Below are 21,244 nucleotides of genomic sequence, written 5' to 3'. Positions count from 1 at the left end.
GGTGTTGCACGCGATTGGTCTATGTCTTCGAGCAAGGATGTCTCATGAAACTCGATTCTTCCGTAAGCGCGGTGATCACCGGCGGTGCCTCCGGGCTGGGTGCTGCCGTGGCACGCCGGCTGGCCGCCCAGGGCGTGCGCGTCGCGCTGTTCGATCTCAACAAGGACGCCGGTGAGCCGCTGGCTGATGAGTTGGGCGGCATCTTCTGCCAGGTCGATGTGACCTCGGAGGAATCCGTGGATGCCGGTTTCGAGAAGGCACGCGCGGCGATCGGCCAGGAACGCCTGCTGATCAATTGCGCGGGGATTGGCAATGCCTTCAAGACGGCCAGCCGCGACAAGAAGACGGGCGAGGCCAAGCATTTTCCGATCGCGGAGTTCGAGAAGGTGCTCCAGATCAACCTGATCGGCTCGTTTCGCTGCAACGCCAAGTCGGCGCAGGGCATGCTTTCGCTGGAACCCGGTGTCGACGGTGAGCGTGGCGCGATGATCAATACCGCCTCGGTCGCGGCGCAGGACGGCCAGATGGGCCAGGCCGCCTATGCCGCCTCCAAGGCGGGGCTGGTCGGCATGACTTTGCCGATCGCGCGTGACTTGATGGGCGACGGCATCCGTATCAACACGATCATGCCCGGCATCTTCGAAACGCCTTTGATGGCCGGCTTGCCGGATCAGGTCAAGGACGCGCTGGCGGCCTCGGTGCCGTTTCCCAAGCGGCTCGGCCAGCCGGACGAGTTCGCGGCGCTGGTCGAGGCGTTGATCGACAACGGCTACATGAACGGCGAGAGCGTGCGCCTGGATGGCGCGATCCGGATGGCGCCGCGCTAGCCGGCCCACGCCCGACCCCGATCAAAATCGTCGCTTCGGACGACGCAGGCCCTGCGGCCCGCGACCGAGGATGAACCCGTACCGTTTGCACCAACCACGAGGTGCGCCCGCACAGCTGCGGCGCGCCTTGGCGAGGAAACCCCATGAGTGAAGCCTATATCGTCGCCGCGACCCGTACTGCCGGTGGCCGCCGTGGCGGGCGCCTGTCCGGCTGGCATCCCGCCGATCTGTCCGGTCAGGTGCTCGACGCGCTGCTTGATCGTACCGATGCCGATCCGGCAATGATCGACGACGTGATCATGGGTTGCGTCGGCCAGTTCGGCGAGCAGGCACTCAACATCGCGCGCAATGCGGTGCTGTCCTCGCGGTTGCCGGAATCCGTGCCGGGCACATCGGTTGATCGCCAGTGCGGCTCCTCGCAGCAGGCTATCCACTTTGCCGCCCAGGCGGTGATGTCGGGCACCCAGGACATCGTCATCGCAGCCGGTGTCGAATCCATGAGCCGCGTACCGATGGGCGCGTCGGTCGCGCTGCCGGCCAAGCAGGGCATGGGTCACTACTTCGGCCCGGCGATTCAGAAACGCTACCCCGGTGTGGATGATTTCACCCAGTTCGCGGGTGCGGAGATGATGGCCAAGAAATACGAGCTGTCGAAGGATGAGCTCGACGCCTTCTCGCTGGAAAGCCACAAGAAAGCCGTTCGTGCCACGGAAGCAGGGCGCTTTGACGACGAGATCCTGCCGGTGCCCGTGCGCGATTACGACGGCAACGGCGGCGATGCCATGCATACCGTGGACGAAGGCATCCGTTTCGATGCCTCGCTGGAAGGCATCAGCGGCGTGAAGCTGCTGCAGGAAGGCGGGCGGATCACCGCCGCCAATGCCAGCCAGATCTGCGACGGCGCGAGTGGCGTGATGGTGGTCAACGAACGCGGCCTGAAACAGCTGGGCGTCGAGCCGCTGGCGCGGATTCATCACCTGAGCGTGATCGGCCACGACCCGGTCATCATGCTCGAAGCGCCGATCCCGGCCACCGAGCGCGCGCTCAAGAAAGCCGGGCTGTCGCTCAACGATATCGACCTCTACGAGGTCAACGAAGCGTTCGCACCGGTGCCGCTGGCCTGGACGCGCACCCTCGACGCCGACCCGGAACGCCTCAACGTCAATGGCGGCGCGATCGCGCTGGGCCACCCGCTGGGCGGCTCCGGCACCAAGCTGATGACCACGCTGGTGCATGCGCTCAAGCAGCGCGAGGGCCGCTATGGCCTGCAGACGATGTGCGAAGGCGGTGGCCTGGCCAACGTCACCATCGTCGAACGGCTGTAGTCGTAAGGCTCTGGATTGAATACTCGGGCGTTCGACGCCCGAGAACCGTAATGCCGATGCGCCCCGTGTACAGGAGACCCGCATGCTGGGACTGATGCAGGACCGCCCGCTGCTCATTTCATCGCTGATCGAGCACGCGGCGCAGTTTCATGGCGACACCGAGATCGTGACCCGGAGTGTCGAGGGGCCGATCCGGCGGATGAACTATCGCCAGTTGCGCGATCGCTCGAAACAGGCGGCCAACCTGATGGCTGGGTTGGGCGTTGTCGAAGGGGACCGGGTCGCGACCCTGGCCTGGAACACCGACCGCCATCTGGAGCTCTACTACGGCGTGTCCGGTAGCGGCGCGGTATTGCACACGGTCAATCCGCGCCTGTTCGCCGAGCAGGTCGACTACATCCTCGATCACGCCGAGGACAAGGTGCTGCTGTTCGATCTCGACTTCGCGCCGCTGGTCGCCGAACTCGCGCCGCGCTTGAAGCACGTGACCCATTTCATCGTGCTCACCGATCGCGCGCATATGCCGGAAATCGAGGGCGTCGATCTGCTCTGTTACGAAGAGCTGATGGCCGAGCAGTCGGCGGATTACGAATGGCCTGTCTTTGACGAGCGTACGGCGTCGAGCCTTTGCTATACCTCGGGCACCACGGGCAACCCCAAGGGCGTGCTCTATTCGCATCGTTCCACGGTACTGCATTCGCTCATCGCGATGGCGCCGGACAGCTTCGGCGTACGCGCCCGTTCGGTGTTGCTGCTCGTGGTGCCGATGTTTCATGCCAATGCCTGGGGCATGCCGTACGCGGCCGCGATCGCGGGCGCCAAGGTCGTGCTGCCCGGCCCGCGTCTCGATGGCGAGAATATCTACAGCCTGATGCGCGATGAGCGTGTGACCTTTTCCCAGGCCGTGCCCACCGTGTGGCTGATGCTGTTCCAGTATCTCGACGCGCACGCGGATTTATCCGGCGAGGCACTGTGCCTGGACACCATCGGCATCGGCGGCAGCGCGCCGCCGCGCGCGATGATTCGGCGCATGGAAGACGAGTTCGGCGTCGAGGTCGTGCAGGGCTGGGGCATGACGGAAACCAGCCCGCTGGGCGTGGCCAACCGCTGGCTGCCTAAGCACGACGCGCTCGACGACGAAGCGCGCGAAGCGGTCAAGATCAAGCAGGGGCGCGGCATCTGGGGCGTCGAACTCAAGCTGGTCGACGACGAGGGCAACACGCTCGCACACGACGGCGAGCAGGCAGGGCATCTGTATATCCGCGGGCCATGGATTGCCAGCGGCTACTATGGCCGCGACGACAACGTGCTCGACGCCGAAGGTTATTTCCCGACCGGCGATATCGCGACCATCGACCGCGATGGCTATCTACAGCTGGTCGATCGTGCCAAGGACGTGATCAAGTCCGGCGGCGAATGGATTTCATCGCAGGATCTCGAAGGGGCGGCTTTCTCGCACCCCGGCGTGGCCGAAGCGGCCGTGATCGCGATCGCCGACGAGAAATGGCAGGAACGCCCGCTGATGATCGTCGTGCCCAAGCCGGGTGCCACGATCACGGTCGATGAACTGATGACGCATTTGAAAGAACGGGTCGCCAAGTGGTGGCTGCCGGACGATATCGTGTTCGTCGACGAACTGCCGCATACCGCCACCGGCAAGCTGCTCAAGACAAAACTGCGCGACCAGTTCGGCGGGCATCGCCCGGGCAAAGTGGTCTAGGGGCCGGCCATGTATACCCTTGGCCGCTGGCTGTCGCGACTCACCGATGCCATGACCATTCTCGGCGGGCTGGCGATTGCGCTGATGATGCTGCACGTCACCGCCGACGTGGCCGGGCGCTTTATCTTCGGTACGCCGATCCCGGGCACGATTACGATCGTGTCGCACTACTACATGATCGTTGCGGCCTTCGTGCCGCTGGCTTTCGCGGCGCAGAAGAATGCGCATATCAGCGTCGAGGTCGTGACCGAGATGCTGCCGGGGCCGATCAAACGCCATCTGGAAGGCTGGACGCTGTTGCTCTCGGCGGCGGTATTCGCGCTGGTCGCGGTTCGCACCTGGGAAGTTGCGCTGTCGAAATACGCTATTGATGCGTCCGTAGTGCAAGGCAATGCCAGTATTGCCGTGTGGCCGAGCTATTTCGTGCTGCCGGCCGGGCTGGGCCTGATGACGCTGGTGCTGGTCTATCAGTTCATTGTCTATCTGTTCGGGCTGCGTAGCGGTCTGGACAGCTCGCGTGCCGCGCCCGGCGAGACGCCACCCAGCTATCCGCCGGAGCCGCGCCAATGAGCGATGTACAGATCGGCCTGGCCGGGCTGGGCATTCTCTTTACCCTGATCGCGCTGCGGGTGCCGATTGGCGTGGCGCTCATCGGCGTGTCCTTCGGTGGTCTCTGGTACCTCATGGGCTGGGGCGTGGCCTGGGGCTCGGTCGGCCTCATTCCCTATCATTTTGCGGCCAACTGGGTGCTCAGTTCGGTGCCCATGTTCCTGCTGCTGGGGTTCATCTGTTTTCATGCCCAACTCACCCAGGGGCTTTTCCGAGCGGCACGAATCTGGCTGTCCGGCGTGCCGGGCGGGCTGGCCGTGGCGTCGATCTTCGGCTCGGCCGGCTTCGCGGCGGTATCCGGGTCGTCGGTCGCGTGTTCTGCCGCTATGGGCCGGATTGCGGTGCCGGAAATGGTGCGCCACGGCTATAACCCGGGGCTGGCCACCGGCACGGTCGCGGTCGCGGGCACTATCGGTGCGCTGATCCCGCCGTCGATCATCATGATCCTCTACGGCGTGATCGCGCAGGTCTCGATCGCGGGCCTGTTCCTGGGCGGTATCAGTGCCGGTGTCATTACTGCGATCGGCTATATCGTCGTCGTCATGGTGCGGGTGAAACTGAATCCCGCGCTGGCGCCCGACGTGCGCGAAGAAGTGCCGCTGACCGAAAAGATCGATGCGCTCAAGGATACCTGGCCGGTGCTGCTGATCATGATCGGCATCTTCGGCGGTCTGTTCGGCGGCGTGTTCACGGCCACCGAGGCGGGGGCAGTGGGTGCATTCCTGTCCTGCGTGGTGGCGCTGCTCAAGGGCGCGCTCAACTGGCAGCGTTTTCGCAACGCCATTCTCGAAACCCTGCTGACCACCGGCGCGCTGTTGGTGATCGCGATCGGCGCGAGCCTGCTCACGCGTTTTCTCACCCTGTCCGGGGCCGGCGATTATTTGTCGGAGCTGATGATCGGCAGCGACACCAGCACGCTCATGCTGTTGCTGGGCCTGGTCGCGGTCTATCTGCTGCTCGGCATGTTCCTCGAGCCAATCGGCGCCATGCTGCTGACGCTGCCGATCGTGCTGCCGATCATCGAATCCGCGGATCTGAGCTTGCTCTGGTTCGGCGTCGTGCTCACCAAGATGCTGGAAATCGGCATGATCACGCCGCCGGTCGGGATGAACGTGTTCGTGATCAAGAGCGTGGTCGACGATCTGGTATCGACCAGCGCCATCTTCCGCGGCATCTTCTGGTTCCTGATCATGGATCTGGTGGTGCTCGCGCTGCTGATGACGGTGCCGGATATCGTGCTGTTCCTGCCGACCCATTTCGACTGAGCTGCGCCTGCGTATTCGGCGCCTGTCATGGTGGGCGGCCCGGCCCCGCGCGGCCGCAATACAAACTAGACAACGAGGTATGCCATGCGTCAGAGCCAACCCTATGAATGCCCCTGGGCAGACGAGGAAATCGAGCTGTTCCGCGACATGGTCACGCGCTTTCTCGATACCGAAATGGCGCCGGACGACGAGGCTTCGCGCAAGCGTGGCCACGTCGGCCACGAGATCTGGCGGCGCGCCGGCGAGCTGAACCTGCTCTGTTCGGATATCCCCGAAGAGTACGGCGGCGCGGGCGGCGATTTCCGTCACGAGGCGGTTTTTCTCGAGGAGATGGCCCGGCGCGGCCTGACCGGCATGAACACCGGCGTGCACAGCATCGTTGCCCACTACCTGCTCAACCACGGCACCGCCGAGCAGCGCGAGCGCTATTTGCCGCGCATGGCGCGCGGCGAGCTGGTCGGCGCGATCGCGATGAGCGAGCCGGACGCGGGTTCCGATCTGCAGGCGATCCGCACCCGTGCGGTCGCCGACGGCGACAACTACAAGCTATCGGGCTCCAAGACCTGGATTTCCAACGGCTATCTCGCCGGGCTGGTGCTGGTGGTCTGCAAGACCGATCCGTCGGCCGGCGCCAAGGGCACGTCGATCCTGATCGCCGAGACCGAAGGCCTGGATGGCTATCGCGTGGGCCGCGTGCTCGACAAGATCGGCATGAAGGCACAGGACACCTCGGAGTTGTTCTTCGACGAGGTCGAGTTGCACCGCGACCAGTTGCTGGGCGGCGAGGAAGGCAAGGGCTTCTACCAGCTCATGGGTGATCTGCCCTACGAGCGGTTGATCATTTCGGTGAACGCGGTGGGTGCGATCGAAGGCGCGCTGGCGGCCACCATCGACTACGCCAAGGATCGCCGAGCCTTCGGCCAATCGGTGTTCGAGTTCCAGAACAGCAAGTTCAAGCTCGCCGAGATCGCCACCCAGGCACGTGTAGCGCGAACCTATCTGGACCGCTGTATCGAGGATCTGCTCGCCGGCAAGCTGGATACCGTCGGCGCGTCCATGGCCAAGCTCTGGACCACCGATCTGCAGAACCGCGTGATCGACGAATGCCTGCAGCTGTTCGGCGGCTACGGCTATACCAACGAATACATGATCGGCCGGATGTATATCGATGCGCGCGTGCAGCGTATCTACGGCGGCACCAACGAAATCATGAAGGAAGTGATTTCGCGCTCGCTGTAACAGCACGCCCCGGAAACTAGTCGGTTCCGACGATCAAAGCGGTGGCGCGCTGAACAATACTCGCCGGTAGTTCATGTTCGACGACCCGTGCGTCGGTTCAGCCGGCGACGCGGCCCTACGAGGAGCGCAACCATGTATCTGACCCAACCGCTGCACAAGGCGAAACGCGAGCGCCCCGACGCCGAAGCCATCGTATTCGGCGAGCGTCGTCATACCTTTGCAGAGCATGTCGATCGCGTGGCGCGCCTCGCTGGCGTGCTGCAGGAACTGGGCATGGGTACGGGCGATCGCGTCGGCATTCTGGCGCTGAACTCGGACCGCTACATCGAGTTCATATTCGCCGCGCTCTGGGGCGGCGGCGTGTTCAATACGGTCAATATCCGCTGGAGCGCGCGCGAGGCGGTGTATTCGCTCGATGATTGCGGCACCGGCATTCTGCTCGTGGACGATGCCTTTCTGCCGATGATCGAGCCGATCCGCGAGCAGTCGGAGGCCGTGCAGACGATCGTCTATATCGGCGAGAACGACTGCCCCAAAGGCGCGCTGGATTATCGGGAACTGATGGCCGCCGCCACGCCGGTCGAGGATGCGCTGCGCGGCGACGACGACCTTGCGGCCATTCTTTACACCGGCGGCACGACCGGCGCGCCCAAGGGCGTGATGCTCAGCCATGCCAATCTATACAGCTGCTCGCTCGGCGCGATCCTGCCGGATTGTCGCCGCGACCGGGTCGTCGCACTACATTCGGCGCCGTTCTTTCATGTCGCCGGTATCGGCCTGATCCTGCAGGTCGCGCTGCGCCAGGGCACGCAGATCGTGCTGCCCGGTTTCGACCCGCTTGCAGTGCTGGAAGGCATCGCGCGCGAGCAGGTCGGCGAGACCTTTCTCGTGCCGACCATGCTGCGTGCGGTGCTCAATCATCCGCGTTTCGACGAGTTTGATCTGTCGTCGCTGCATACGCTGCTTTACGGCGCTTCGCCGATCGACAACAGCCTGCTGCGGCTGGCGATCGACAATCTGCCCAGGGCCGAATTCCTGCAGCTCTACGGTATGACCGAGTTGTCGCCCGTGGTCGCCTTTCTGCCGACCTGGTGTCATACCGATCCGGCCTATGCCGACAAGCTGTCGGCCGCGGGCATTCCCTCGCACATGGCCGAGATCCGCGTCGTGGATCCGCTGGACGAAGAAGTCGAGCGCGGCGAGGTCGGCGAGATCACCGTGCGCGGGCCGATGGTCATGCAGGGTTACTGGAACAAGCCTGAACAGACCGAAGAGGCGCTGCGCGGCGGCTGGATGCATACCGGCGATGCCGGCTATCTGGACGCCGACGGCTATGTGTTTCTGGTCGACCGGATCAAGGACATGGTCGTCACCGGCGGCGAGAACGTCTATTCGGTGGAAGTCGAGGATGCGCTGCTGCGCATGCCGGCGATCGCCCAGTGCGCGGTGATCGGCGTGCCCGACGAGACCTGGGGCGAACGCGTGCATGCCGTGGTCGTATTCAAGGACGGCGAGAGTGCCGACGAGAAAGCCATCGTGGCGCACTGCAAGGAATGGGTGGCCAATTACAAATGCCCGCGCAGCTTCGATTTCGTCGACGAGCTGCCGCTGTCCGGCGCTGGCAAGATCCTCAAGTACAAGCTCAAGGAACCCTACTGGGCCGACAAGGGTCGGCGGATCGGCTAGGGCGACTCGAATCGTCCGAAAAGACGATGATCCCGGGGCTGCGAAGGGCAACGATGACCATGCCCCCAAAGGCCGTTTCGACGAACAAAATAACAACCGCGGTTCGGCTGTCGCCGCTGCGATCCAGGAGATGACATGAACAGATCCCTGTCCACTATTGCCGCATCGCTTGCGCTGCTCGCGTTGGCAGTTGCCTTGCCCGCGCAGGCCCGCAGCATTTCCTACGCGACCGGCTATCCGCCGAATTCGATCGGCTCCGATGCAGCGATGAAATATGCCAGCGCGCTCGAGAAGATTTCCGACGGCGATCTCAAGGCCAAGGTCTATTCGATGTCGCTGCTGAGCTTCAGCGAGGCCGCACCCGGCATCCGCGACGGCATGGCGGATTCCGGCTTCGTGCTGTTCTCCTATTTCCCGGCCGAGTTCCCGAACACCAATCTGGTGTCGGAACTGACCATGCTGCTGGAACTCGACGATGTCGAACCCAGCAAGGCCGGGCTGGCCTATGTCGGCGCGATGTCCGAATTCATCTTCAAGGATTGCCCGGAGTGCGTGCAGGAATTCGCCGCCCAGAACCAGGTGTTCACCGGCGCCTCGGCGAGCGCGCCCTACATGCTGCTGTGTAACGACAAGGTCGTGAGCCAGTCCGATGTCCGTGGCAAGCGCGTGCGCAGCGCCGGTGCACAGTGGGCACGCTGGGCCGAAGCGGTCGGCGCCACGCCGGTCACTATCTCGGTGAGCGACGCTTATGAAGCGCTCAACCAGGGCGTACTCGACTGTTCGATCAGCTCCAGCGTGGATTTGGACATCTTCAAGCTCTCGGAGGTGGTCGAGCACATCACACCGGATGTGCCGGGCGGTGTGTTCGGTGGCACGGGCGTGAACAACGTCAACCGCGAAGTCTGGCAGAGCCTGAGCGAGAAGCAGCGCAAGGACTTGCTGTATGCTTCCGCCGTACTGGGCGCCGAGATCAGCTGGGACTATCAGGCCGGCGCCACGAAAGAACTGGACAACGCCCCGGACGCAGGCATCGAGGTGCATGACGCCGACGACAGCCTCCGCGACGCGACCCAGGCCTTCATCGAAAAGGACGCGCAGACCATCGCCGACAACTACGCCAAGCGTCATGGCATCGAGCGGTCTGACGAAATGGTGGAGACCTTCCGCGGCATCCTCTCCAAGTGGGTCGACCGGGTGGCCGATGTCGACAACGCCGACGATCTGGCTGAACTCTACTGGGACGAGATCTATTCCAAGGTGGATGTGAGCAGCTACGGCTTGTAGCAACCAGAGAATCGGGAGGGGCGTCCCGGCCGTTGCGCGTTGTGTATTCGCGTATCGGCCGGCGCCGCCTTACCCGCTGGCGGAGGCGTCATGAGCCGCGTTTATGCAAGAAAATGGGGTGTGTTTCACAACCCCGCTGTGCGGCGCGAGATCGCAGCGCTGGATGCGCAACATGATGTCCAGCGCATCGTCCACCTGATGGGCAGCTACGAGTTCTCCTGGGACATCAACCGCGCGTTGGAAGTCGCGCTGTTCTATACCTACGGCAGCGAACCGGTCTCGAAGCTGCTGGACCGGACCGAAGAATTCGAAAAGCACGGCCAGAAGCGCTACGACGACACGGCGCTGCTGATCGGCCATTTCATCGAATCCGGCTGGGGCGGCGACGTAGGCCGGCGCGCGATCGAGCGCATGAACCAGACCCATGCGCACTACAGGATTCATAACGACGAGTTTCTGTTCGTGCTCTGGTCGTTCATCGAGTTCCCGATCCGCTGGACCGATCGTCATGGTCGGCGGCCGATGACGCCGCACGAAAAACAGGCCTGGTTCAATTTCTGGTTCGAGATCGGTCGGCGAATGAGCCTGGCCGACATACCCGAAACGAAAGCCGAATTCGATGCGTTCGTGAAACGCTACGAAGACAAGAACTTTGTCTACGCCGATAGCAGTGCCCGTGTCAGCGATGCCACGGTACGCATCATGGAGAACTGGCTGCCCGCCTTCATGCGGCCTGCCGTCAAACCGATCGTTTCCTGTCTGATGCCCGTGCAGTTCTTGGATGCGGTCGGCTACAAGCGGCCGCCGGCATGGCGGCGCCGGGCCGTGGAGGCCGCGCTGCGTGTGGTCGGGTTTTTCAATTATTTCTTCGCGTTCGGTGATTATCCAGGCGAAACCGTGAAGCGCCGCCAGCGAACCTATCCTTCGGGCTATTCGATAGAGAATATGCAGCCGGTCAATCTCACCGAGCGTGTCAGTCGACGGGCGAAGACCACAGGCGAAGCGCCCGCGGCGGACGACAGCCGCTGAACCGTCGAATCGTCGGGTCCGACGATGAACAGGGGGTTGGGGCCGCGCCACACTGCGGACTAGCCGCGCCGCTGTTTTCGGCGCGTTGGCCGGACAGGGTGGCGCGCGTTGTCTCGCTCGCCAGACTGGCTGCGGAGCATTTTCGATGACCGAAAAAGACACCCCAGACCTCACCGATTTTCGTCGCGACGTGCGTGATTTTATCGATCGCGTCGCGGACGATGAGATACGCGAGGCCGGTCGCAAGACCACGAGTTTCTTTCCGCCGTTTGAACCGACTATGCGCTGGCACCGACTGCTGCACGCACAGGGCTGGTCGGCGCCGGCCTGGCCGCTCGAATACGGCGGCCCGGGCTGGCCCGTAGCGCAGCAGAAAGCCTTCGAGGAGGAATGCCGCGCCGCCCAGATGCCACCGCTGCTGCCGCAGGCGCTCTCGATGGTCGGCCCGGCGATCATGCGCTTCGGTACCGACGCCCAGAAAGCGGCCCATCTGCCCGGCATCCTGTCCGGCGAAAATTTCTGGACCCAAGGCTATTCAGAACCCAATGCCGGTTCGGATCTTGCCAGCCTGAGTTGTCGCGCCGAACGCCGCGGGGATCAATACGTGATCAATGGCAGCAAGACCTGGACGACCTATGCCCATCATGCCGATCGCATGTTTCTGCTGGTGCGGACCCAGCCCGGCGGCAAGCCACAGCAGGGCATCAGCTTCTTCCTGCTTGACGATCTCGATCGGCCCGGCCTGACGATCCGTCCGATCATCGGCCTGGATGGCCTGCCGGAGCAGTGCGATGTGTTCTTCGACGATGTCGAAGTGCCGCTGGACAGCTGCCTGGGTGAGGAGAACGACGGCTGGAGTGTGGCCAAATACCTGCTCGAGCACGAGCGTGGCGGCAGTTCCTCGTTCGCGGCCCATTTCCGCCAGGAACTGGCCTTCATTCGCCGCATCGCAGCAGAGACCGGCGATGGCTTCGGCGGGGCGCTCGGCGACGACCCGGTTTTCCAGCAGCGTTTTTCGCAGCTGGCGCTGGAGGTCGCGATGGTCGATGCCACCGAGGTGAAGTTCGCCGCCCTGGACAAGGGATCGCCCGAATCGGGGCCGATGAGCTCGATGATCAAGATCACTGCAATGGAAACCCTGCAGCGTATCAACGAACTGGCGATCGACACGGTCGGCACGCCGGCGCTTACGCTGCAGATCGATGCGCTGATGGTCGGCAGCGAGACGCCGCCCATGGGCTCGCCCGACACGCTCACGGCCATGCCGAAATATCTCAACAACCGCGCGGCCACCATCTTCGGTGGCAGCAGCGAAATCCAGCGCAACATCATCGCCAAGACCCTGCTCGCGCCCTGAGCGCGGCGCGATCTGCCGGAACAGACCATGTCATCACTCTCTGCCGAAATGCGCGCCATGCTCGACGACAGCGTCGACAAGTTCCTGCGCGATCACTACAGCTTCGATGCCGGCCGGCGCCTGGTCGAATCCACGGCCGGCTACTCGCCGGCGCACTGGCAACAGTTCGCAGAGCTTGGCTGGCTGGGCATTCCCTTCGCAGAGGCCGATGACGGCCTCGGCGGTACAGTTGCCGACACGCTGGGTCTGATGCGGCGCTTTGGCCGCGCGCTCGTGGTCGAGCCCTATCTCGGCGTGGTCGGGCTGGCCGGGCAAGCTATTGCACACAGCAGCCACGCCCAGCTGAAAGCGTCGTTGCTCCCGGGCCTGATCGCCGGCGAGATTCTGCCGGTGTTGGCCTGGGAGGAGATGCAATCGCGCGGCAATCCGGCTTATGTCGAGACGCGCGCCCAGGCGACGGCCGAGGGCTGGCGGATCGACGGCGAGAAAATCACCGTGTTGAACGCGCCGCAGGCGACGCATGTGATCGTCTCGGCACGCAGTGCCGGCGAAATCGCGGACAACGCCGGTATGGAGCTGTTCGTGGTAGCTATGGACACGCCGGGCGTCACGGTCGAAGGGTTCGAGACGGTGGACGGCCATCGCGCCGCCCGCGTGCGCTTCGAAGCTGTTGCCGTAACGACCGCACAACGGCTGAACGCCGAAGGCGCGGGCGGGGCGCTGTTGCAGCGTGCCATCGATGCCGGCTGCTTGATGATCGCGGCGGAAGCGCTCGGTGCAATGGAAACGCTGCTCGACAAGACCATCGCCTATACCCAGACGCGCAAGCAGTTCGGCATGCCGATCGCGGGCTTCCAGGTGCTCCAGCACCGCATGGTCGATATGTATATCGCGCTTACCAACGCCGAGAACCTGTTCGAACAGACGGTGGCTGAGCACGGCGATAAAGCGACGGTACCCGCGCCGGCCGCGGCCTTGCTCAAGGCCGGTATCAGCCAGTCGGCCCGGTATATCGGTCAGCAGGCGATCCAGTTGCATGGCGGTATCGGCATGACCGACGAACTCGACGTTGGCCACTACTTCAAGCGTCTGACTGCGCTGTCGCTGCTGTTCGGCGGCGCCGACACCCATCTCAAGCGCTACTGGCGGGCCAGTTCGGGCCGATAACGCCTCGAATGGCCCGGTTTGCCCGGGTAAAAATCGAGTCAGGTCAGGCCGTCCCGGAGCGCGTGGGGCCGAGGCTTCTGTTAGTATTCGCGCGCTCGAACGGCCTGCCCGTAACGCAAAGTGCGTAACCACAGGTCGGGACTAGACCGAGCGTAGCCGCGCCTGTCGCTTTCGCGACCGCCGCACCGTGACTCCCACGGCTCGCGGCCCGGCGTTTGCTCATCCGGAACGAACACATACGGCCGCCATACCGAAAGGCGCCGTCGAGACGGTCGCCGCGCAGACCGGCCGGGTCCGCCGCGCGCCGTATCGTCAAGCAGGTACGAGAGACGATGATCCAATCGATACGACAGACCTGGTTCTCCAACATCCGCGCCGACGTGCTCGCCGGCACGGTGGTCGCATTGGCGCTGATTCCGGAGGCGATCGCGTTCTCGATCATCGCCGGGGTGGATCCGAAGGTCGGCCTCTATGCGTCTTTCTGTATTTGTGTGGTGATCGCCTTCGCCGGCGGCCGGCCGGGCATGATCTCGGCGGCGACCGGCGCGATGGCGCTGTTGATGACCACACTCGTGGCCGAGCACGGGCTGCAGTATCTGCTCGCGGCTACGTTGCTCACAGGCGTGCTGCAGATATTCGCCGGAATACTGCGGCTGGGCGAGCTGATGCGGTTCGTATCTCGATCGGTAGTCACCGGCTTCGTCAACGCGCTGGCGATCCTGATTTTCATGGCCCAGCTGCCGGAACTGACCGACGTGACCTGGCATGTCTATGCCATGACCGCGGCGGGCTTGGGCATCATCTATCTGTTTCCCTATGTGCCCGTGGTGGGGCGCATGCTGCCGTCGCCGCTGATCTGCATTCTGGTGCTTACCGGCGTCTATATGACGACCGGCATGGGTATCAACACCGTCGGCGACATGGGTGAGCTGCCGGATACGCTGCCGGTGTTCCTGTGGCCGGAAGTGCCGCTCAATCTGGAAACACTCTGGATCATCCTGCCGTACTCGATCATGTTGACCGTGGTCGGCCTGATGGAGTCGATGATGACGGCCACGATTGTCGATGACCTCACCGACACCAACAGTGACAAGAACCGCGAATGCCGCGGCCAGGGCATCGCCAACCTCGGCGCCGGCCTGCTCGGCGGCATGGCCGGTTGCGGCATGATTGGCCAGTCGGTGATCAACATCAAATCGGGCGGGCGTACGCGCTTTTCCACGCTCTGTGCGGGCGTGGTGCTGCTGATCATGGTGGTGTTCCTGTCCGACTGGGTGTCGCGTATTCCGATGGCGGCCTTGGTGGCCGTGATGATCATGGTCTCGATCGGCACCTTCAGCTGGGAATCGCTGCGCGACATGCGCAAGCACCCCTTGAGCACGAATATCGTGATGGTCACGGTGGTCGTGGTGGTGGTTGCCACCCACAACCTAGCCATTGGCGTGTTCGTGGGCGTGCTGCTGTCGTCGCTGTTCTTTGCCAACAAGGTCGGGCGGTTGCTTTATATCGGCAGCACCGAAAGCGCCGACGGGCGTGGGCGCGAATACGAAGTAGTGGGGCAGGTTTTCTTCACCTCGGCCGAGCAGTTCGTGGCCGGTTTCGACTTCAAGGAAGCGCTCGACCATGTGCGTATCGATCTGCGCCGTGCACACTTCTGGGATATCACCGCGGTGGGCGCGCTGGACAAGGTGGTGCTGAAATTCCGGCGCGAAGGCGCCGAGGTCGATATCGTGGGCCTCAACGAGGCCAGCGCCACGCTGGTCGATCGCATTGCCGTTCACGACAAGCCCGACGCCGAGAAGCTGCTCGGCGGCCACTAGAAAATAACGACGACTCGAGGAGACTTCATGAGCGAGCGCCACGTCACTGCCTGTATCGACGGCTCGGCCTATGCCCAGAGCGTGTGCGACGCGGCCGCCTGGGCGAGCCTGCGCCTGGATATCGGGCTGACCTTCCTGCACGTCATCGATAAGACCGGGCGGGCCGCGGAGTCCGATGTCAGCGGCCAGATCGGCCTCGGTTCGCGAGAGCATCTGTTACAGGAGCTGGCCCAGCTCGACGAGCAGCGCGCGCGTATCGAGCGGGAACAGGGCCGGCTGATGCTGGACGCGGCCTGCGAACGCGCTGCGGCCGACGGTGTGGCCAATGCCATGTCGCGCCAGCGCCACGGTGAGTTGGCCGAGACCCTGGTGGAGATGGAGCCGTCGACGCGGCTATTGGTATTGGGCAAGCGCGGCGAAACCGCGGACACCGCCCACGAGCATCTCGGCTCGAACCTGGAACGCGTGATCCGGTCGCTGCATTGCCCGATCCTGATCACCCCGCCGAACTTCAAGGCGCCAGAGCGCATCGTGGTGTCGTTCGATGGCAGCCGTACGGCGCGCGCCATGATCGAGCGCATCGCCAACAGTCCCCTGTTTAAAGGCATCGAATGCCATCTGGTGTTCGTCGGCGATGCGAGTGCCGATTGCCGCAAGAAACTGGACGATGCCAAGGCGGCACTGGACGGTGTCTGTGCCAGCGTGACCATCGCGATTCTGGAAGGCGAGGTGGAAACCAGCCTGCGCGCCTACAAGCAGTCGCACGATATCGACATGCTGGTGATGGGCGCCTACGGCCATTCGCGGATTCGCCATCTGCTGGTGGGCAGCACCACCACCGAGATGATCCGGCGGGCGAGCATGCCCGTGCTGATCCTGCGCTAGCGAGTACGAGAGCAGGCAAGAAAAAGGGGGCGATTTCTCGCCCCCTTTTTTGGCCGGTCGTTCAGACCCGCGTCTGGCTGACGGCCGTAATCACGGCGTCATGATGACCTTGATGCAACCATCCTGCTTGGCATTGAAGTTCGCGTAGGCCTCGGGCGCCTCGGTCAGCTTATGCCGATGGGTGATGATGAAGGACGGATCGATCAGGCCCTGCTCGACGGTATTGAGCAGCGGCTTGAGATAACCCTGCATGTGGGTCTGACCACTCTTGACCGAAAGCGACTTGTTCATCAACGCATTGATGGCGAAGCCGTCGACCTTGTCGGTATAGACACCCGGCATGGATAGGCGGCCGCCCTTGCGCACCGACATGATCATTTCGTTGATCGCATGCGGGTGGTTGTCTTCGGTGGAATCGGCACTGCGACGCACCGCCTCCGGGTCACCCTGGCCGTGGGCCTCGGCACCGACACAGTCGATCGCACAGTCCGGACCGCGGCCGCCGGTCATGTCCAGCAGCTTCTCGTAGACATCCACTTCCTCGAAGTTGATGACTTCGGCGCCAGCCTTCTCGTTGGCCAGTTTCAGGCGTTCGGGTACGCGATCGATGGCGATCACGCGGCCTGCACCCATCATCCAGGCACTGCGGATGGCGAACTGGCCGACCGGGCCACAGCCCCAGATCGCGACCGTGTCGCCGGCTTCCATATCGCAGTTGTCGACTGCCTGATAGCCGGTCGGGTAGATGTCGGACAGGAACAACAGTTGATCGTCGCGCAGGTCGGATTCGACCTTGATCGGGCCGACGTCGGCATAGGGCACGCGCACGTATTCGGCCTGGCCGCCCGGAATACCGCCGAGCAGATGCGAATAGCCAAACAGCGCGGCCGGCGAATGACCCATGGCCTCGGCGGCCTGATCGGCGTTCGGGTTGGACTCGTCGCACAGCGAATACAGATGCTTGTTGCAGAAGAAGCAGCTGCCGCAGGAGATGGTGAACGGCACGACCACGCGGTCGCCTTTCTTGAGGTTGTTCACGGCCGAGCCGGTCTCCACCACCTCACCCATGAATTCGTGGCCCAGGATGTCGCCTTCCTGCATGCCGGCCATGACGCCGTTGTACAGATGCAGATCGGAGCCGCAGATGGCGGTGGCGGTGATCTTGATGATCGCGTCGCGATTGTGCTCGATCGTCGGGTCGTCGACGTTGTCGACGCGGACATCGTGGGTGCCGTGCCAGGTCAATGCTTTCATGAAACGCTCGCAGTCTTCGTGTGAATGCTTTGCGAGCTACCATGCCGCTCAGGCGCTGGGCCGGGAATACGGAATATCCCTGAAGGCCGTTGGGGAAAAGCACCTTTGCGCAGGGTTCCCATGCGCCCGTGGCGGGGCAGCGCATACCGGCCGGGCGGGCGCCCGGCCGGTATGCGCTGTAAGCGGTCGCTAGAGCACGCCTTTCTGTTTTGCCGTGTGGGTGGCGATCACGTCCATGAGGGTGGGCGACAGGCAGTCGTAGGGCTCGAGGCCCTGGTCGTGCAGATGGCGGCGAATCTCGCCCATCTTGTCGGGGTTGGTGCCGGCCTCGATGATCGACGACACGAAGGCCGCGAACTGCGGCGGTTCCCAGCCGTCCTCGTCGGAAAGCTCAGTATGGATGAAGTCCAGCCCGTGGAAGGGATGGCCGCTGTCCTCGATCCGCCCGTACATATGCGCGCCGCATTCGTTGCAGGCATGGCGCTGGATCGCGGCCGATTCGTTGACGACCTTGAGCTTGTCCTCGTTCTGGGAGACCTTGACGCTGTCGCGCGGGACCACGGCAATCTGTGCAAACGTCGCGCCTTCGGGTTTCCAGCACATGGTGCAGCCACAGACGTGGTTGTGCGCGCACTGCGACGATACGCTGACCTCGACCGGGTTGCTGCTGCATTTGCAGCGCAGGGTGCCGCCGGAGAAATTGTCCGCCGCCGGGGTCATGCCCTTGTCCACGGAGGGATGTATCGTGATGCTCATGGGTGCTCCTCGCTATGCTGTTCGTATGCCTGATTGTTCAGGTCGGTTATTGAACCGGGCAGACCGCCGGTCTGCGTTCAACACTACGCCGCTAGTGGAGCAGGTCAAATATGACGTTAGCCGTGCAGGCCGATGGGTTTTTGCGCGGGCACGTCCGGCCCGGCGTCGCCTGACGCGCGCTGCGTGACCATGCTCGATCCCGACTTCCTGTTGCTGGTCGCGGGTTTCTGGCTCGTCGCTGGACTGGCCTTCGAGGGCGTGCCCTGTGTTCGCCAGTGGCGGCATCTGGCCGCCGACACGCAGTCAGAAACACCGGACGCCGCGCGGCGGCGCGTCTACGGTCAACGGCGTGCCTTGTTCCAGTGGCTTGCCAACCTTGAAGGTGTGCTGCGGGTGGTGTTCTGGCTCGGTCTAGGCCTGCTCGCGGGCCTGTTCGACAACCTTGCAGTCGGGGGCGTGGTCGGCGTGCTGGGCTTCGTGATCCTGTTTGCGGTCGGCGACCAGCTGCTGCGCGAGATCCTGCCCTGGGCGCGCTGGTGGTTCATCGACCGGGCCTGTGGCGTATCGCGTAGCGGGCCGGCCGAGATGGCGAGCGACAGCGCACGCCGTCTCGCGCTTAACACGACCATTGCGGCGCTGGCCGGCATTTGGGCGCTGTGGCCGTTCGCACTGCTGCCGTTTTCCATGGCATGGCCGCTCAGCGGTCTGTTGATGATCTGCGGTATGGCTGCGCTGTTCTGGGCCCGCCCGAATCTGATCGATCCGTTGTTCCATCGGTTCTCTCCGCTCGAGTGTGGCGAGCTGCGCGAGCGGCTCGAGGCCATGATGCAGCGTTGCGGTACGCGGCTCGAAGATGTGCTGGTGGTCGACAGTTCGCGCCGTTCCAACCTTGCCAATGCCTATTTCACCGGCCTCGGTCGCCAGAAACGGGTGGTGCTGTTCGACACGCTCATCGCACACCTCAGCCCGGCGGAACTCGAAGCTGTGATGGCCCACGAACTGGGTCACTATCGCTGCGGTCACCTGCAGCGCTTCTACGGGAGCCAGGCATTATTGCTGCTGGGCGGCTATCTGGCGCTCGGCGCATTGGTCGCGGTCGCTGGCGTGGCTGTATCGCCGGTCGTGCTGGCCGTGGCGGCCTATCTGCTGTTGCCGGCACTGGGTTGGCCGTTGAAACCCTGGCAGTCGGCACGCAAGCGACGCTACGAGTACGAGGCCGACGACTACGCCGCGACCCACGCCGAGCGTGCCGCGCTGGTCTCGGCGTTGGAGCGGCTGCTGGCGAACAACCTGAACGCGCCGACCATGGATCGCTGGTACGCCGCGGTGTTCGCGACCCACCCGCCCGGCGACCAGCGCCTACAGGCGTTGCGGTTAAAAGCCTGATTTTGCTGCGGGCTGCAGCGCCCATGCTGCGGTCTGCACGAACTGTATCGAAAGCGGCACGCTGTCTCGCGCAAACGCCACGTGGCTGATGCTTTTCTGTTACAGCCGGGCGCCTTAGCCATGGAATATCTCCCGATTTAGCGCGAATTTACTGACTAAGGCCGCTATGGCATAGCGTTTGCAAATTTATTTGCCAAGCCGGCGCTCTTGGGAACGCTGGTAAAACGCGGTGGTAGCCGCTAAGGGTGCGATCGATGTCTCGGCAAAAAGAGGCGCGGCGGGCCTGCGGGATCACCGAATAATAATGACAAATAATGAGGGGAGATACCCATGCGTTTGAGAAAACTGGCGCTTTCAGCGGCGGGATCGCTGGCGTTGATCGGCGTGGTGCCTGCGGCCCAGGCCATCGACATGGAAGCCGGGGACTGGACGTTCTCGGTCAACGGCAACGTCAATGCAAACTATGTCTATTCATCCTGCGATACCGGCGCACCGATCAGTTTCGGTGGTGCAATCGCGGGCTCCGTGGTCGGCGCCTGCAATATCAATGGCCCGATCGATGACAACGTATCCTCGGTGCGTACCGGCCTGCTGCCGGCCGCGCTTGTTTTCACTGCCGCCACGCAGCAGAACGGCTGGGACATTTCGGGCACCTTCGGCCTCTATCCGGGCATCGTGACCAACGATGACGCGGGCGGCGGTGGCGGCTCACCGAACCTCGCACCCGGCAATAATGTCGGCCTGGGTTCGACCAGCCTCGATATTCGTCAGGTGTTCCTGAAGTTCGGTAACTCCGAGTTCGGTACCGTCAAAGCCGGTCGTGACTTCGGCCTGTTCGGCTATGACGCGATCATCAACGACATGACTATTCCGGCGGTCGGCGTAGGGACCCTGGCGGTCGGTTCGCCCGGCAACACCACGCTCGGTTCGATCGGTTTCGGCTACATCTATACCGATACGCTCAGCCAGATCAATTACACCACGCCCGACATGGGCGGCTTCACGGCCACGGCCGGTGTATTCCAGACGATCGATTCGTTGAGTTCGCCTTCGACCGTGGGCGTGGGTGAAAGCCTGCCCGGCTTCCACGGCCAGTTGCGTTACGAATGGGACGGCGCGTTCGTGTCCTTGAACGCGGTGACGCTTGAGGTCGATGGTAATGATGTCGATACCGACGGCGATGGTCTGATCGACGCCGGCACCCAGATCGTCGACGATGAGCGCGTCTATGGCGTGGATCTGAACTACAAGCAGAATCTCGGCGCGATCGACTTCCTGATCTCGGGTTACTACACCGAAGGCCTGGGCTCCGTGGCCTATCTGTTCGACTCCTTCGACGGGCAGGGCGACAAGCGTGATTCCTACGGTGGTCTGGCGCAGGTCACGTATACGGCCGGCAAGAACAAGTTCGGCTTGAACTACGGTGTCTCCTATCTCGACCAGACCGACTTTGACGAGACCAATGTCCCGGATCTGTTCGAGTCCAACCAGAAAGTCACGGCAGGTTACTACTACAGCTTGACGCCGAACCTGACCCTGACGGCCGAGTATTCTTATGCGGAATCGCAGAACCATCAGGACGACGAGTACGACGCCAACAACGTCAACGTTGGCGCTTTCTTTGCCTTCTAGGAC

17 protein-coding genes are annotated in these 21,244 nt (G+C 63.3%); 15 read left to right on the top strand and 2 right to left on the bottom strand.

Translation table 11 applies throughout. The annotated features are described in order from the left end of the window. The first annotated feature begins 44 nt into the window (after positions 1-44). The 13 genes from SADO_RS06280 (at position 45) to SADO_RS06220 (ending at position 16,213) form a co-directional block, all read left to right on the top strand. A complete protein-coding gene (locus tag SADO_RS06280) occupies positions 45-827 on the top strand; it encodes an SDR family NAD(P)-dependent oxidoreductase (RefSeq protein ID WP_353110187.1) in 783 nt (260 codons plus the stop codon). Between the two features lie 143 nt (positions 828-970). Continuing rightward, on the top strand, positions 971-2,152 hold the full coding sequence (locus tag SADO_RS06275; protein ID WP_353110185.1) for an acetyl-CoA C-acetyltransferase: 1,182 nt from the start codon (positions 971-973) through the stop codon (positions 2,150-2,152). Between the two features lie 82 nt (positions 2,153-2,234). Beyond that, positions 2,235-3,872, top strand: coding sequence for a long-chain-fatty-acid--CoA ligase (locus SADO_RS06270; protein WP_353110183.1), 1,638 nt, complete (start codon positions 2,235-2,237; stop codon positions 3,870-3,872). Positions 3,873-3,881: 9 nt separating this feature from the next. Next, positions 3,882-4,442 (top strand): TRAP transporter small permease, encoded by a 561-nt coding sequence (locus tag SADO_RS06265; protein ID WP_353110181.1) that lies wholly within the window; start codon positions 3,882-3,884, stop codon positions 4,440-4,442. Then, complete coding sequence (locus tag SADO_RS06260) at positions 4,439-5,746, top strand: TRAP transporter large permease (RefSeq protein ID WP_353110179.1); 1,308 nt, start codon at positions 4,439-4,441, stop codon at positions 5,744-5,746. Before SADO_RS06265 ends, SADO_RS06260 begins: the two co-directional genes overlap by 4 nt. Positions 5,747-5,830: 84 nt before the next feature. Then, positions 5,831-6,985, top strand: a complete 1,155-nt coding sequence (locus SADO_RS06255; RefSeq protein WP_353110177.1) for an acyl-CoA dehydrogenase family protein — start codon at positions 5,831-5,833, stop codon at positions 6,983-6,985. Between the two features lie 132 nt (positions 6,986-7,117). Beyond that, the gene (locus SADO_RS06250; protein ID WP_353110175.1) at positions 7,118-8,671 is read left to right on the top strand and encodes a long-chain-fatty-acid--CoA ligase; all 1,554 of its coding nucleotides are present in this window, start codon (positions 7,118-7,120) and stop codon (positions 8,669-8,671) included. Positions 8,672-8,806: 135 nt separating this feature from the next. Next, the gene (locus SADO_RS06245) at positions 8,807-9,955 is read left to right on the top strand and encodes a C4-dicarboxylate TRAP transporter substrate-binding protein (RefSeq protein ID WP_353110173.1); all 1,149 of its coding nucleotides are present in this window, start codon (positions 8,807-8,809) and stop codon (positions 9,953-9,955) included. Between the two features lie 90 nt (positions 9,956-10,045). Next, positions 10,046-10,984 carry an oxygenase MpaB family protein gene (locus tag SADO_RS06240; RefSeq protein ID WP_353110172.1) on the top strand — a complete coding sequence of 313 codons (939 nt, stop codon included), beginning with the start codon at positions 10,046-10,048 and terminating at the stop codon, positions 10,982-10,984. A 145-nt stretch (positions 10,985-11,129) separates the two neighbouring features. Then, complete coding sequence (locus tag SADO_RS06235) at positions 11,130-12,341, top strand: acyl-CoA dehydrogenase family protein (RefSeq protein ID WP_353110170.1); 1,212 nt, start codon at positions 11,130-11,132, stop codon at positions 12,339-12,341. A 27-nt stretch (positions 12,342-12,368) separates the two neighbouring features. Then, positions 12,369-13,508, top strand: a complete 1,140-nt coding sequence (locus tag SADO_RS06230) for an acyl-CoA dehydrogenase family protein (RefSeq protein ID WP_353110168.1) — start codon at positions 12,369-12,371, stop codon at positions 13,506-13,508. A gap of 332 nt (positions 13,509-13,840) precedes the next feature. Beyond that, positions 13,841-15,328: a SulP family inorganic anion transporter gene (locus tag SADO_RS06225; RefSeq protein WP_353110166.1), complete on the top strand. Its 1,488-nt coding sequence runs from the start codon at positions 13,841-13,843 to the stop codon at positions 15,326-15,328. 27 nt (positions 15,329-15,355) lie between these two features. Then, positions 15,356-16,213, top strand: coding sequence for a universal stress protein (locus tag SADO_RS06220; protein WP_353110165.1), 858 nt, complete (start codon positions 15,356-15,358; stop codon positions 16,211-16,213). Positions 16,214-16,303: 90 nt separating this feature from the next. Here the strand turns inward: SADO_RS06220 and SADO_RS06215 are convergent, their stop codons facing one another. After that, positions 16,304-17,467, bottom strand: coding sequence for a zinc-dependent alcohol dehydrogenase (locus tag SADO_RS06215; protein WP_353110164.1), 1,164 nt, complete (start codon positions 17,465-17,467; stop codon positions 16,304-16,306). Between the two features lie 189 nt (positions 17,468-17,656). Beyond that, positions 17,657-18,223 carry an S-(hydroxymethyl)glutathione synthase gene (gene gfa / locus SADO_RS06210; RefSeq protein WP_353110162.1) on the bottom strand — a complete coding sequence of 189 codons (567 nt, stop codon included), beginning with the start codon at positions 18,221-18,223 and terminating at the stop codon, positions 17,657-17,659. 189 nt (positions 18,224-18,412) lie between these two features. Between gfa and SADO_RS06205 the strand changes: the two genes are divergently transcribed. Further along, positions 18,413-19,609: a M48 family metalloprotease gene (locus SADO_RS06205; RefSeq protein WP_353110957.1), complete on the top strand. Its 1,197-nt coding sequence runs from the start codon at positions 18,413-18,415 to the stop codon at positions 19,607-19,609. 330 nt (positions 19,610-19,939) lie between these two features. After that, positions 19,940-21,241 carry a porin gene (locus SADO_RS06200; RefSeq protein WP_353110161.1) on the top strand — a complete coding sequence of 434 codons (1,302 nt, stop codon included), beginning with the start codon at positions 19,940-19,942 and terminating at the stop codon, positions 21,239-21,241. The last annotated feature ends 3 nt before the right edge of the window (positions 21,242-21,244 follow it).

Source organism: Salinisphaera dokdonensis CL-ES53, assembly GCF_040361215.1.
Lineage (GTDB): Bacteria > Pseudomonadota > Gammaproteobacteria > Nevskiales > Salinisphaeraceae > Salinisphaera > Salinisphaera dokdonensis.
This window is presented reverse-complemented; position numbering and strand designations above follow the sequence as displayed.

Excerpts from the sequence above, each read along its gene's own strand:
- SADO_RS06280 (WP_353110187.1), top strand. The coding sequence starts at position 45 with ATGAAACTCGATTCTTCCGTAAGCGCGGTGATCACCGGCGGTGCCTCC.
- SADO_RS06275 (WP_353110185.1), top strand. The coding sequence starts at position 971 with ATGAGTGAAGCCTATATCGTCGCCGCGACCCGTACTGCCGGTGGCCGC.
- SADO_RS06270 (WP_353110183.1), top strand. The coding sequence starts at position 2,235 with ATGCTGGGACTGATGCAGGACCGCCCGCTGCTCATTTCATCGCTGATC.
- SADO_RS06265 (WP_353110181.1), top strand. The coding sequence starts at position 3,882 with ATGTATACCCTTGGCCGCTGGCTGTCGCGACTCACCGATGCCATGACC.
- SADO_RS06260 (WP_353110179.1), top strand. The coding sequence starts at position 4,439 with ATGAGCGATGTACAGATCGGCCTGGCCGGGCTGGGCATTCTCTTTACC.
- SADO_RS06255 (WP_353110177.1), top strand. The coding sequence starts at position 5,831 with ATGCGTCAGAGCCAACCCTATGAATGCCCCTGGGCAGACGAGGAAATC.
- SADO_RS06250 (WP_353110175.1), top strand. The coding sequence starts at position 7,118 with ATGTATCTGACCCAACCGCTGCACAAGGCGAAACGCGAGCGCCCCGAC.
- SADO_RS06245 (WP_353110173.1), top strand. The coding sequence starts at position 8,807 with ATGAACAGATCCCTGTCCACTATTGCCGCATCGCTTGCGCTGCTCGCG.
- SADO_RS06240 (WP_353110172.1), top strand. The coding sequence starts at position 10,046 with ATGAGCCGCGTTTATGCAAGAAAATGGGGTGTGTTTCACAACCCCGCT.
- SADO_RS06235 (WP_353110170.1), top strand. The coding sequence starts at position 11,130 with ATGACCGAAAAAGACACCCCAGACCTCACCGATTTTCGTCGCGACGTG.
- SADO_RS06230 (WP_353110168.1), top strand. The coding sequence starts at position 12,369 with ATGTCATCACTCTCTGCCGAAATGCGCGCCATGCTCGACGACAGCGTC.
- SADO_RS06225 (WP_353110166.1), top strand. The coding sequence starts at position 13,841 with ATGATCCAATCGATACGACAGACCTGGTTCTCCAACATCCGCGCCGAC.
- SADO_RS06220 (WP_353110165.1), top strand. The coding sequence starts at position 15,356 with ATGAGCGAGCGCCACGTCACTGCCTGTATCGACGGCTCGGCCTATGCC.
- SADO_RS06215 (WP_353110164.1), bottom strand. The coding sequence starts at position 17,467 with ATGAAAGCATTGACCTGGCACGGCACCCACGATGTCCGCGTCGACAAC.
- gfa (WP_353110162.1), bottom strand. The coding sequence starts at position 18,223 with ATGAGCATCACGATACATCCCTCCGTGGACAAGGGCATGACCCCGGCG.
- SADO_RS06205 (WP_353110957.1), top strand. The coding sequence starts at position 18,413 with ATGCTCGATCCCGACTTCCTGTTGCTGGTCGCGGGTTTCTGGCTCGTC.
- SADO_RS06200 (WP_353110161.1), top strand. The coding sequence starts at position 19,940 with ATGCGTTTGAGAAAACTGGCGCTTTCAGCGGCGGGATCGCTGGCGTTG.